This window comes from Bacteroides sp. LFL-34, from assembly GCF_027257075.1.
Classification (GTDB): domain Bacteria; phylum Bacteroidota; class Bacteroidia; order Bacteroidales; family Bacteroidaceae; genus Bacteroides; species Bacteroides ovatus.
Window position 1 is genome coordinate 1 of the sequence record NZ_JAPQKZ010000015.1, and the last position, 13372, is coordinate 13372.

Below are 13372 nucleotides of genomic sequence, written 5' to 3' on the forward strand. Positions count from 1 at the left end.
CTTAGACTTGACTTCTATTGCCGCTGATGGTTTTCCTTTTGCTTTCCTTTCAATATCAATTCAAAGATAAATATTTTGATGCTGCAAATCTAAGGTTGCCGCTAGGGCGATCCCCGAGCAAAGAGTTTTTGTTGTTTAATGAAAGTTTACAGCCCGAAGTCTTGCACTTATAAGAGAAGATACATAATTTTGCAACATATCTAAAATGACAACTTATACAGGAATTACAAAGGGACAAGTAAACTTATTTAGGTTTTAAAAAATATTGAGTAAACTAACTTAGGTATAACAAGCGAAGTTGTCAACTAAATCCAGTACAGTACATTAACTTCCCGTTTCCAGGCGGGGAACTGTCGTTTCCGGCATTAGAAATTACAGTTTCCACAGCAGGAAACGAGAGTTTCTAAGGCGGGACACTACAGTTTCTACGTAAGGATACTGTCGTTTCCCCGTAGAGATACCAAAATTTCTCCATAGAGTCACCCCAATTATCCCATAGCTTTGCATAAAGGAATCAAGGCTTTTTCTTTGATTATATAACGTGTTGCAGATACTTTATCTGCAACCTATCTGCCACAGGTATCTGCCACGTTCCAACTATTTATTAACTAGTGTATTACACGCTTTTCGTTGCAGGTGGCAGATGTTTTTATGTTTTTCAACTTTATAGTAGGAAAAACTTTCATTCATTTCCGTACCGTATTGTGAATACTACTAAAAAACACCTAGCAGTTTAAGCAGATGTACTTGGTTAACTATATACATCTTGAGAATGTAAAATATTTGCAGAAACGACTTAATGCAGGATCCGATGAAGAAAATAGCAGTAAAACACTGATATAAACCGGTTCTTCTTGGTAGAAAACGTACGAAAAGTGCCAGAAATAAGCAATCACCTTTACTACAGCATTAGCGTAGTGAGGGTGATTTCAACTTATTCTCTCTCACATCTTTCCTTGAAACTGTTAAATATAACTACAAATAATTTTTAAATATCTTATCTATTATACTTTTCTGAAGCATCACTTCCATAACAGGTGTTTCTCTATCATATTTATAATATCTCTTATCTTTACGCACATAAATATATCTAATATACTCATAACCTGTAGCACACCATTCCTCAATATCAAATCTAATATCATCATATTCGAAAGGAAGCACTAATCTATTATTTATATCAACAGCTCCATATTTACTATCCTTAGTTACTATTACAACATCTTTAGTTACATAATCCAAACTATCATATTCTGTAGGAAGTAATACTTTACCGATATAATCAATAATTCCCACTTTTTTATCTTTCACAACATAATGCGCGGAAGGCCCATATTCCCACCATGAAGAAATCGAATCATACTCGCAGGGAATTAGCTGCTCACCATCCTTCATCACCACTCCCACCTTATCCTGCCTCTTCACTACAAGGCTTTTTCAGCCAAGACCAAATTAAAGTCATCATCAGCTGAAATTTCCTGTAATTTTCCAAAGCCGAAAATAGTATCTCCTTTATTATCCAGCCAAGCATAACCACGTTCACCACACAAAATAACGCCCCATTTCCCTTCCTGAATATATATGATATCGTTCTCTTCTTGTGCATATCCTATAGAAGATACTAATAAAGAGAATAAAAGTAAAATATAAGTTTTAACTATGTGTTCCATGATATCAGAATTACAACCATCATAATATTCTCAAATATAACGGATATAATTCTGATACACAATAATTCTTCTAACAAATAACAATTCTATTTCTCATCATCAAATGAGTGGCTCTAGAATCAACTTTTCACGTTGCTTATACCACATGATATACGACTTCATGCGCTTCCGCCAGTTGAGGAACCTCCAGTTTATCCAACATTTTATCTAAAACAGATTCAGGAAGTGCATATTCCCTGCTTTTATTTTGTTGACGCCAAATGTGGTATGGTTGTTCCAGATAGACTATCTTTACTTTTGCACCATAATCAACAAACAAATCAATCAATTGAGCACGCATCTGACGAGTTATGTTAGTAGCATTCCAAACAAACTCCTGACCTTTGCGGAGATACGTTCTGGCTTCCTCTTTCGCTGTTTGCACTACCCATCCATTCGCAGACTTATCCGTAGGACTCAATTTGTGTTTTCGACGAATGACGTCCAAACTCACCACCGGAACATCTATGCCAGCAGATTGAATATAATAATCCTTCCCCATTCCCGGAAGTCCTGACAACATCGTCACTTCACATTTAAACTGTTCGTGAGGGACATAATCAATATAACTGTCTTCAGTATGGAAGTAATGAAAACGTGCATAATCAGTGGCAAATTCTCTTGGTTTCTTCCAACAATCCTGTTCACGGCAGAAAATCTCAAACAGTTCCAGTGCTTCCAGCAGTTCATTCTTATCTTCACAAATGCGTCCTCTGATATCAGCGTCGGCCAACATCTTTAGTAATAAAGTATCTACCCGTAAAGAAGCTTCACAGAGTTTCTTCACAGAGTCAGGCTTCTCCATCAGCCAAACAGGTAATCCATGGTACCGGACTAAAGATGCAATCTGTTCCCGGATATGGAATGGAGCAGGACAATCCCGGTATAAAATAGTGCGGACAGTGTACTCTCCTTTTCTGGCATGTCCTTTAGCAGATACCCGCCCCTCTCCTTCATCCACGGAAGTTGAACGTTTTTCAACATCATGCAACAAGGCAGATGTCCAAATGATTTCTTTCTCCAAAGTAGAAAGAGAATGATAAGCGGAAGACTGCTGCAATGCCTCCAACACCATACGGGTATGTTCGGCTACACTTCCCTCGGCATGATAACGAATATCCTGCTGAACAGTATTCATTTCGCGCACCCACTCGAACTGTTGTTCGAGTGAGCACCACGATTTATCTTCTACCAATTTCCAATTCATCTTTATTCCTCCTTTTCATTATTAAATTCCCAAACAAGCGGGGCACGCTTCCAGTTACGTGTCCAATGCTCATCTGTTTTAACATGTCCTTTCCGCACATACTTAAATACATTATGTGCAAATTCGCTTACCGGATATTCTCCGACATTGCGGCTGACTACTCCCTCACGGGTACAAACCTCTTTCGTCCACGGATCACAAGAGCCGAAAATAGCCGGTTCTTGTGACATACGGATAATTTCCTGTTTCAAAAGTTCTGGTGTCAAACCGGAAACAGGCTCTATCTTCAACTCCGGAACAGTAGGAAGGTCAAATAAAGCTGCATAAAACTTTACTTCTTCCCATGACAGCCACTGATCCATACAACGGGCTGCAAAGACATAAAAATGCGTTTCTAATCGCTGATATTCTATGGAATGCACAGCATATAGATTCTCTCCAAAGATTTCTATATCACCCAAATCATTCTTTATCAATTCCCAACGCTCACGCAGTTGCCTCGTCCAGGGTGAAGTAGTGGGAGCAGCATGCGAACGGGCGAAAACGCCCCACTGACTTAAACAATTATTCTCTCCATCCAGCTTCTCGGTATGCACCAATGTCCGAATCCGTTGGATGTCCTCCCAATACGTATGGTTAATCCGGTCGTCACTAGTCGTTCCGGGAGAGAACGGATAGTGATAGGTGCGACCATATTTCTCTGATATCATTTTCTTCTTTTAATTAAATACTAATTTCTTTCATCGCATCACTCCTTATTCATTCGAACGATTCGAGGCATAAATTTACCTTGCACTTCTACCAGTGTCTCCTGCATATACATCACTCTGTCAATGTCCTTATATGCCAGTGGCATTTCTTCCACGCTCCCACCAATCAAAGTCACTCCCGCCTGCGACAGTAGCTTCTTCAAAGCCGATTGCGTAAAACTATCTTTTGCCTTCTGGCGGGACATCGCCCTGCCGCCTCCATGAGAAGCCGAATTTAAAGCAGCTTCCATCCCTTTGCCACAAACCAGATAACCGGCAGTAGCCATGCTACCGGGAATCAATCCCGCTTGTCCTTTCTGTGCCGGAGTAGCCCCTTTACGATGTACGATTGCCATACGCCCCGGTACTATTTCCTCTCTCCAAGCAAAGTTATGATGGTTGTTGACATTAGCGAGCGGCTTCAACCCTAATGCTTTCGCCAAATTCAAATGAATCCGTTCATGACAGGCACGGGCATAATCGCCTGCCAGATTCATACTCATCCAATACTCCTGCCCCGCTTCAGTGTTTAAATCCAGCCAGGCAAAATGCTGTGCTTCACGGGGAAGCCTGCACACCTCACGTGCCAACAGGCTGTAATGTTTGGCAATGGCAGCTCCCAATCCTCGTGAACCGGAATGTGACAACAATGCCAGATAATTTCCTTCCGGAAGATTCAACACGTTATTTTCTTGCAGAGCGATCTCGCCGAACTCTACAAAATGATTGCCACCACCAGAACTCCCCAGTTGACGTACTGCCTTTCCATGCAAATCCCTCAACAAAGGTGTCAAACGGAATTCTTCCCTATCCAACACCTCATGTTCCTGCTCAAAACCCAATCCGCCATCCATACCGAAATGGGTGAAATCTTTCAAGGCTTCTTTCATCTGATAGGTACATCGTTTCAGGAAGTCGGCGCTGGCATCAAATACCGTCAGGCTCATCCGACAACCGATATCAACGCCTACGGCATACGGAATCACTACATTATCCGTAGCAAGCACTCCACCGATAGGTAACCCGTATCCGGCATGAGCGTCAGGCATCAATGCTCCGGCCACCGTTACAGGTAAGCGCATAGCCAGGTTCATCTGTTGTTTGGCAAGCGTTTCGATAAATTTACCTCCATAGGTTTTATACCTCAACGGCTCATCCAATAAATCATAAGCTATAAACTCTTTCGCTATTATAGTAGGCGAAAGGCGTTCGGCCAGCTTATTCCAAATTTCATTATTTTTGTAAGATTCGGGATGCTCGAGTATATCGCTCAATGTCATTTCAATCTGTTCTTTAGTGTCGTATTTGCAATGTTTGCTCACAATGTCCACTACCAGACTGCGGGCAACATTATCCCGGTATCCCAGTTTGCTTAAATCTTTTAATCGTATTCCCATACTCTTTTTTCGTTCGCATACAGCATTCCCTGTCGGCCTCACCGGCAGACAACAATGTAATACACGTGATACCAATGCTTTGGATATGGATATGAAATACCCCACCACCGCATTAAAGTGATTAATTTAAAATATAAAAAGTGATTGCAGGACTAATCAACCATTACCGCTTGTTAGTAGAATTGCGGTCAATATAAGAACCATAGGTTCAGTGTAAAAACAGTAAGTTGCAAAGCCTCATCCTCTCGATGAGACAACTTAGTCCTAATTTGAAAATATTATAGCTCCAACATAATTAATACCCTTTCCATCTGTTTTTAAAGGGTGAATACTCATTTTATCGCGGCAAAATTAGTGCTTATTTTTATTTCCTCCAAAGAATAATAGACAAATTTTAGCGTTCGGTAACTATCCGAGGGAAGTTTTGCCAAGAGTTTCTGTCAAATTGCTATTTTTTACTCCCTTTATATCCCCTATCTTTGCAACATAGAAAACAAAAAGAAAGAATAGTATATGAAACTAATGAAAGGTTTATTGAGTGCCTTTGCCGTTATATTGGCAACCACAGCTTGTGCAGGCAACAGCGGAGAAAATAAAAAGAGTAATGAATCAACAAAGGAGGATAATAAAATGGAAGTAGTAGCATTAAATAAAGCCGATTTTTTAAAGAAAGTATATAATTATGAAGCCAATCCGAACGATTGGAAATTTGAGGGCAGCCGTCCTGCTATCGTAGATTTCTATGCTACCTGGTGCGGTCCATGTAAGGTGATGCACCCGATTCTGGAAGAACTTAGCAAAGAATATAGCGGTAAAGTAGATATCTACCAGATTGATGTGGACAAAGAACAAGATCTGGCAGCGGCATTCGGTATCCGCAGCATCCCTACCCTATTGATGATTCCAATGAAAGAGGAACCTAGAATCATGCAGGGAGCTATGCCCAAAGACCAGCTTAAAAAAGCAATTGATGAATTTCTTCTGAAACAAAATAACGAAGCAAAGCAATAGACTTCGACTTTTTTCTCGTCATGGCAACTGCCCTCTATTCGTCTTTTGAAGATGGATAGAGGGCTAGTTTTAGTTAAACTCATTATAGTTTCCTCTGAACACCGTCGTCACCAACGACGTAATAAACTCCATTGTCTAGCAATACAGCCCGTCCACGCTTTTTCTTCCGATTCTCCTTATTGTCAACATTGACAGCGATGACTTTACCATTATAAAAGGTTGAAATATCCTTGAAGATAGTGTGCCCCACAAGGATATGTTTTATCATATAACGATCCAACATCATTCGTAAAGAGTCTTGTGCCAACGGTTTATATTTGGGATCTTTTCTCACCAGGCCGCGATACCAGATCGGACCGTCATTACCATACAGAAAATCAGTCAGTGGAGAAAGCGCCTTACGCTCTTTTTTGCTCATGAAAAGTGCCCGGCTCATTTCCTCGTTCACAGTGGGGATATTCAAGTCCTTATCATAGAATAATTTTCCTAATCCGGCATGTACATATAAATCGGTTCCAATGATTTGCATTGTATTACGTGTTGCAAGCCAACGACCCAATTCGGTATTTGTGCCGAATAATGAAGGATATTCCACTCCCAGTTTTTCTGCCAGCAATTTATATTTATCTTTTGTATAGCGAAGATCGTTGGACAACACCAGAGCCTCATGGTTTCCCAAAAGGAAAGAGACATGACCTCCCGCTTTAGCCGCTTCGTCTTCTAATTTATAGAACAGCCAGAAGATCTGCAGTACATCCTTGCCACGGTCGAAAACATCTCCGATAATCACCAAATGATTGCTACCGAAATTCCATTGATAGTTATCATTAATCACTCCATTTCCTTGTAACAGACTAATCACACAATCCAGCCGCCCATGAGGATCGGATATCACAAAAACTTTTTCCGGACGGGTATATTGCCACTCCGGTCTTTTCAATGGATGGAGTTTTACATCAAACGGATATCGTCCCTCATGGTCCGTCACACGGAAACTGAAATCTTTAGGTAATGTCGCATAAGTCTTGTCTGTAATCCGTCCTTTCTTATTGACATTAATAACCCGCGTACTACCGTCTGCCTGATAGAGTATATAGGGTCCGTCACCAGATAATTTTTCTTTTTTCTTATCTCCTGAATGATAAGTTCCGGCCTGAATGCCGGAACTTATTAAAACGAGAACAAGAGTAGAAAGAAATAATCTCAAAAAACGAGTGCTCATATTCTTTTCTTTCTTGAAATTTATTTTTTAATCGTTACTAATTCTCCTTCGTCATTGATGGCTTTAATATCATCTCCTTCAATAACCACGGCACGAGTCTCTTTTTCAAAAGCCTTGGGATGATTAACACAAATATCATATACCTTTTTATTATAGGTATACTTCACACGACTATTTTCCGTATGACCGATAATAATACGTTTGACATCATATTGAGCCAGAAGTTTATCTACATCCGCTTCCTTTATCGGACTGTACTCACTGCCAGTCTTAACCATTCCACGATACCACAACGGACCGTTATAACTATCACTATAAAGGAAATCGGCAATATCCGGATATTGTTTTTTCCGTTCCTCTTTTGAAAGGTAAATGCTCTTGCTCACCAGTTCATTGATTTCGGGAATCGTCTCTTCGCGTTCCATAAACACCTTACTCAATCCTGCATGAACATAAAGGTTTTCACCTACAATCTGAATGGTGTTTTTAGAACACAGCCAGTTACCCATCACATTCGTCAGTCCCCACATTTTTCCATAGGTCATGTTCATCGCTCTTTGCGAAAGAGTGTTGTACTTGGCATACGTATATTTCAGATTATCACGCATTATCATTTCTTCGTGATCCCCCAAGATGGTTGTCACTCTGCCGCCAACAGTTTTCGCCTCAAATTCCAATTTGTATATGAGCCATAAAATAGGAAGTACGTCTGCTCCACGATCGAAAATATCACCATCAATCACCAAATGGTTACTGCCATATATCCATTCATATTTATCATTAATCACTTCCCCTGTTTTCAGAATAGCGGCAAACAAGTCGAAACGCCCGTGAAGGTCGGATACGGCAAATGTTTTAGCATACTCGGTACGGTTTTCCCATGCCGGACGTTCAAAATTCTCAATCTTATTAATGGGTACCTGAAAAAGGAGCTGATTATCATCCGAATACACATCCAGTTTCAATCCGGCCGGTAATCCGGATTCTTCACGAATGTTCAATGCATTATCTTTAGTCACTTCCAGAATTTTAAGTCTACCGTTTTCATAGAAAAGGTAAGGACCATCATTACGGAAATGAGTGATTTCAGCTATATCCGGTCCCACGGGAGTCAGATCTTCCCCGCACGAATAAAAGGCCGTGATGAACAAACCCAAAAGGAAATAGATGCTATATATCTTTTTCATAATTTCTATACGTTAATGCGTTAATTAATGCAATTCATATTCCGGATTCTGAACCATATTTTCATTGTACTCCATTTCGTGGTTAGGAACAGGAAGAACGATTTTATAATAACTCCAATCAAACTCTACCGCTTCATTGGGAACTTCGCTCAAATAATCTTCACGTATCACTTTCTTGTTATTTCTAAGTAAATCAAAGAAACGTTGTCCCTCTCCCCAAAATTCAATGCGGCGCTGTTCAAGCACCAGATCCAGATTTATACCTTCATCCGCCACAGCATCCAGATCCTTACCCGTACGTGCATAAATAGGTTTCAGATACTTGCGCGTATTAGGTATATCATTCCTCTTAATCGCAGCTTCAGCCGCATTCAGATAGAGTTCCGACAGACGGAAAACCGGGATATTGGCATCTTCATACGATTTAGAACCTTGTGCCAGATATTTCAAGCAATAAGGTTTACTGCTACTTGCCGTAGACACCATCTGACTACGAACATCATCGGAATTGTCTTTCATGTAGTCTTTCCAATACTTTTCGGTAGCTATCAGATTATATTTGGTGCTAAGATAACCGATGGATGATTTTCCCGGACTATCAGTTGTCAGATTCACAATTTCGAACAACAGTTCACTATTGAACGGAGTAGCCCATATCTTGGCATATTCATCATTGGTCCACAACTTATAGCCTTGTTTTTCCGCACCTTTGATAGCTTCGGCAGCCACATCGTATGCCTCTTTGTCATTCCCCATATAGAGATAAACCCGGCTTAATAATGTCATTGCCCCCCATTTATTGATCTTACCCTCTTTCTTTACCGGACGAAGCAGCTTCACCGCATCTGTCAGGTCGTCTGTGATGGCCTTATAACATTGGGCGGTCGTATTGCGGGAAGGTTTGATATTCTTATCTTCTACCACTTTATCAATAATGGGCACAGCCAGTGATGCCCCGTTATCTTTCAGATAAGGATACCCGTAAATACGTGTCATATCGAACAGCAACAAGGCACGTATTGCCAAAGCCTCTCCTTTCAAGTCATTATAATACTCCTGCTCTGTCAGCTTCTCCAGTTTCGGAGTTGTAATTTCCCGATCGGGAACAAGCTTTATCTTTTCAATATCCCGGAATAAAATGTTCAGGTTCTTACCAATACCGTAGTACATCCCCCAGAAACCACTAGGTCCATTCGTCTTATTGTACTTGAATGTATAGAAACTGACATTGGTGCTGGAAGACTTATAAGATTTCATGTCATCTCCCCTCAAATCACCATAACAGAACATATCTGCTCCATAATAACTGGATGACTGCATACTGCTGTATGCACCATTCAGCACAAATTCAAAATCTCTTAATTCGGTCAATGAACCATCAGTTTCTATAGCTGTGGAAGATTGCAAATCCAACCAATCATTTCCGCAACTACTCAATAAGGTTGCAAAGGCACCTAAAGCTATATATTTTATCTTTTTCATACTTATTCATTTATAGATTAATGCACTTAGAATTTCACTTCCAAACCGAATGTATAAGTTCTCATCGGAGGAGTATCCCAACTAGGTGATGAACCCGATTCGGGGTCAATATAATCGTATGCCGCCCAAGTTAACAGGTTATTGCCCGATGCATACAGACGTATATTGTCTATACCCACTTTCCGGGTCCATGTCTTCGGCAGTGTAAAGCCGAAAGTCAGATTCTTCAGACGAACATAATCTCCACTGTATAAACGACGTGTGGTAGCATAATCGGTCATGGAAATTGATCTACCGACTACAAAACGTTCAATACTCGTTTCATCACCCTCCTTCTGCCAACGTTTCCGGTAATAAATAGGAATATTCAGCGTTCCGTCGCCACCGTGTTCCAGTTTGCCTGCCGCGCCGTCATAGTTCCATGCCCCAAAAGAGAAATTCACGTTAAAATTCAGATCAAACCACTTATAAGAGATGCTGTTACCTAGTCCACCGGTGATAGTAGGATCGGCACATTGCAGTATCACTTTTTCCGCACTACGCGGATCTTTAGTAGTTTCTTTGTTCAGATTTCCGTTTTCATCCGTCGTATTCTTATAGAACATCGGTTCACCGTCTACCGGGTCGATGCCTGCAAATTCAATCATATAATAGGTAGAATAGGGCAAACCTACCTTATGAATAGATGTTCCGCTGGTTACTTGTTTCAAATCTCCGTCCAACTTCAGGATTTTATTGGCATTATGTCCCAGATTCAAACTAGTGCTCCAACGAAAATCTTTTGTCTCGATATTAGTTGAACGAATTTCCAATTCATATCCCTTGTTTTGTAATTTGCCTATGTTGGCAAGATAACTTGAGAAACCTGTTGCAAGAGATAATGGCCGGCTGTAAAGCAGATTTTTCGTTGTACGAACGTAATATTCAAATGTAACATTCAGTCTGTTGTCGAAGAATCCCAAGTCGATACCGGAGTTGAAGTTGTAGTTGGTTTCCCAAGTCAGTTCCTTGTTTTCCAGTTGCGACTGCGTGATACCCGGATTATCGTTATAATTACTAGTCAGACTGCTCAATCCCATATATCCATAATAAGAAGACGGCAGAGTTCCGTTCACACCGTAAGAAACTCTAAGTTTCAAGTCACTTAACCAGTTCTGAAGAGGTTTCATAAAACTCTCGCTACTCACTCTCCATGCACCGGACAATGACCAGAAATTTCCCCAACGATTCTCTCTTGCCAATCGCGAACTTCCGTCTGTTCTCCAACTCGCTCCCAGATAGTATTTGTTGTCATAATCATAGTTGGCACGTGTAATATAAGAGACAATACGCGTCGTACTGTTAGAACCTCCCATACTCTGATACACTACACCATTGTTGACTTCCGGCTTATCCCAGCGTGCAAAATTAGAGATAGTAGTTCCCAGTCCATCCGACTCCTTACTGTTGATTTCATAACCAACCAAAAGGTCCAGATTGTGTTTTTTCTTGATCTTTGTCTGATAAGTCAGAATATTAGACCATGTCATATTGGTAATATCATTATAATCTTTGCTGAAACGCCCGTTATCATCGTCACCGTCACTGGTACGCGGGTCTTTCCATGCACGAGACTTGTTCATCACAAAATCATAGCTGAATGTAGACGCAAACTTGATTCCTTTCCAAATATCGAATGATGCATATACGGTATTGAAAGAACGAGTCGCATATTCTCTCTTAAAATTATAAGAATTTGATAACATCGGATTACGGTCATCCAATTTGATTAATGCACGGTTCCAGGTGCCGTCTTCATTCCATATAGGGTCAGACGGTGTGGCTCCATTACGCGTACCGTAAATTGGAGAAGTATACGATGTCCCTTCCGAATAAGTATCCTGATTCACTTTGGAGAACTGTATCTTTGCACCGATATTCATCCATTTAGCCATTTGATAGTCTACATTCAGACGTGCAGAAATACGTTCCAGACCGGAGTTTATCGTAACACCATCCTGCTTCATATAGCCGATGGACGTATAGTATTTAATCTTTTCCTGTCCGCCGGAAGCTGAAAACTCGTAATTCTGGTGGCTACCGTTACGGAACAGATAATCATCCCAATTTACAAAACCACACCAAGGGATCGGTGCATACTGGTCAATATTCGAATCGGCATAAGCCCATGCTTCATTCTCGGTCATCCCCTGATGAAGTCCCACCTCATCATCGGTCTTACCGCTATAAGTTAAAGCATAATTTCGAAGCCCCTCATGGATCAGGTTACGACGTTCCTGTCCGCCCATCAATTCGCGGAAAGGCATGGCAAAATTAGAGAATCCCCAATCCGATTTCAATTTAAAGACCGGTTTACCTGCTTTTCCTTGTTTCGTAGTAATAATGACAACGCCATTCGCTGCACGTGAACCATAAAGTGAAGCAGCAGCGGCATCCTTGATAACAGTGATGCTTTCAATATCCGATGTATTCAAGGTAGACATTACATCCAAACCGGAATCACTACCAGATGCACCAATATTACCCGACAATACGGGAACACCATCCACTACATACAGCGGAGAATTGGAGGCATTGAACGAACCCATGCCACGGATACGGATGGACGTTGACGAACCCGGTATACCCGAACCGGTATTTACGCTGACACCGGGAGCCGCCCCCTCCAACATCTGTTGGAAAGATACATTAGGCACATCTTTCACAGCATCTGTCTTTACGATACTAGCAGAACCTGCATAAGCCGATTTCTTGAAAGTACCATATCCCGTTACAATCACTTCGTCCAACAGGTTATTATCCACTTTCAGGATTATGCTCATCGGCTTGCCGGGAGTTGCAACTACCTCCTGTGACGCATAACCGATATAAGAAACCATCAGAGTCACTTTCTTGTCTGTAACTTCCAGATGGAAATTACCATCCATATCAGTCATCATACCGTTAGTTGTACCTTTCACGATGACATTAGCTCCGATTATCGGCTCTCCACTATCTTCAATTACTTTCCCTGTAATCGTATATTTCTCACGTGCAACAGTTTCCGTCCTAACGGGTTCAGCCTTACGGATGGCAATTACTCCATCATGAACCGTATAAGTCAGTCCGCTATTTCGCAGGCATTTGTTAAGCACTTCAGAAATCAGTTCATTCTTCACATCCAGATTTTCCACTCTGACTTTCTTTGCATCATTTGTGCTGTAGATAAAGGTAAAGTCCGTTTGTTTCTGAATTTCCCAAAGAACTTCATTCAGTGTTACATTTCTGAATTTGGCTGTAACCGTGGTCTGTGCGAATACAGATGCGCGCATCAGCCCTGAAGTCGTAATACAGAGAAAAAGGAACATCATACAAAGACGTTTTCCATATTTCCCAAATCTGGCAACATTACGTAGTTTTTCCATAAAA

The 13372-nt window shown here is 41.0% G+C and carries 10 protein-coding genes; 1 reads left to right on the forward strand and 9 read right to left on the reverse strand.

The features are described from left to right. Nucleotides 1-975: 975 nt before the first annotated feature. The 5 genes from N5O98_RS11015 to N5O98_RS11035 form a co-directional block, all read right to left on the reverse strand. Nucleotides 976-1425, reverse strand: a complete 450-nt coding sequence (locus N5O98_RS11015) for a WG repeat-containing protein (RefSeq protein ID WP_008648679.1) — start codon at nt 1423-1425, stop codon at nt 976-978. Beyond that, nucleotides 1425-1670, reverse strand: coding sequence for a hypothetical protein (locus tag N5O98_RS11020; protein ID WP_004300538.1), 246 nt, complete (start codon nt 1668-1670; stop codon nt 1425-1427). The genes N5O98_RS11015 and N5O98_RS11020 overlap by 1 nt, the downstream gene beginning before the upstream one ends. Before the next feature lie 136 nt (nt 1671-1806). Further along, nucleotides 1807-2916 (reverse strand): AAA family ATPase, encoded by a 1110-nt coding sequence (locus N5O98_RS11025; RefSeq protein WP_022199190.1) that lies wholly within the window; start codon nt 2914-2916, stop codon nt 1807-1809. A 2-nt stretch (nt 2917-2918) separates the two neighbouring features. Next, nucleotides 2919-3626, reverse strand: coding sequence for an RNA ligase family protein (locus tag N5O98_RS11030; RefSeq protein ID WP_022199191.1), 708 nt, complete (start codon nt 3624-3626; stop codon nt 2919-2921). A 38-nt stretch (nt 3627-3664) separates the two neighbouring features. After that, nucleotides 3665-5062 (reverse strand): RtcB family protein, encoded by a 1398-nt coding sequence (locus N5O98_RS11035; protein WP_022199192.1) that lies wholly within the window; start codon nt 5060-5062, stop codon nt 3665-3667. 513 nt (nt 5063-5575) lie between these two features. Here N5O98_RS11035 and trxA point away from each other — a divergent pair. Next, on the forward strand, nt 5576-6073 hold the full coding sequence (gene trxA, locus N5O98_RS11040; protein WP_061447516.1) for a thioredoxin: 498 nt from the start codon (nt 5576-5578) through the stop codon (nt 6071-6073). Between the two features lie 82 nt (nt 6074-6155). Here trxA and N5O98_RS11045 read toward each other — a convergent pair whose 3' ends face one another. The 4 genes from N5O98_RS11045 to N5O98_RS11060 are packed head-to-tail and all read right to left on the reverse strand — an operon-like array spanning nt 6156 to nt 13368. Continuing rightward, on the reverse strand, nt 6156-7295 hold the full coding sequence (locus tag N5O98_RS11045) for a metallophosphoesterase (protein WP_022199194.1): 1140 nt from the start codon (nt 7293-7295) through the stop codon (nt 6156-6158). Between the two features lie 20 nt (nt 7296-7315). After that, nucleotides 7316-8482 carry a metallophosphoesterase gene (locus tag N5O98_RS11050; RefSeq protein ID WP_004311228.1) on the reverse strand — a complete coding sequence of 389 codons (1167 nt, stop codon included), beginning with the start codon at nt 8480-8482 and terminating at the stop codon, nt 7316-7318. A 24-nt stretch (nt 8483-8506) separates the two neighbouring features. After that, entirely contained in the window at nt 8507-9964 is a 1458-nt protein-coding gene (locus N5O98_RS11055) for a RagB/SusD family nutrient uptake outer membrane protein (RefSeq protein ID WP_022199195.1), read from the reverse strand. Between the two features lie 26 nt (nt 9965-9990). After that, a complete protein-coding gene (locus N5O98_RS11060) occupies nt 9991-13368 on the reverse strand; it encodes a TonB-dependent receptor (RefSeq protein ID WP_004311230.1) in 3378 nt (1125 codons plus the stop codon). Nucleotides 13369-13372 lie beyond the last annotated feature (4 nt).

What these genes read in the sequence shown, in the direction of transcription:
- N5O98_RS11035 (WP_022199192.1), bottom strand. Translation starts at nt 5,062, where the DNA reads ATGGGAATACGATTAAAAGATTTAAGCAAACTGGGATACCGGGATAAT.
- N5O98_RS11045 (WP_022199194.1), bottom strand. Translation starts at nt 7,295, where the DNA reads ATGAGCACTCGTTTTTTGAGATTATTTCTTTCTACTCTTGTTCTCGTT.
- trxA (WP_061447516.1), top strand. Translation starts at nt 5,576, where the DNA reads ATGAAACTAATGAAAGGTTTATTGAGTGCCTTTGCCGTTATATTGGCA.
- N5O98_RS11060 (WP_004311230.1), bottom strand. Translation starts at nt 13,368, where the DNA reads ATGGAAAAACTACGTAATGTTGCCAGATTTGGGAAATATGGAAAACGT.
- N5O98_RS11030 (WP_022199191.1), bottom strand. Translation starts at nt 3,626, where the DNA reads ATGATATCAGAGAAATATGGTCGCACCTATCACTATCCGTTCTCTCCC.
- N5O98_RS11020 (WP_004300538.1), bottom strand. Translation starts at nt 1,670, where the DNA reads ATGGAACACATAGTTAAAACTTATATTTTACTTTTATTCTCTTTATTA.
- N5O98_RS11050 (WP_004311228.1), bottom strand. Translation starts at nt 8,482, where the DNA reads ATGAAAAAGATATATAGCATCTATTTCCTTTTGGGTTTGTTCATCACG.
- N5O98_RS11025 (WP_022199190.1), bottom strand. Translation starts at nt 2,916, where the DNA reads ATGAATTGGAAATTGGTAGAAGATAAATCGTGGTGCTCACTCGAACAA.
- N5O98_RS11055 (WP_022199195.1), bottom strand. Translation starts at nt 9,964, where the DNA reads ATGAAAAAGATAAAATATATAGCTTTAGGTGCCTTTGCAACCTTATTG.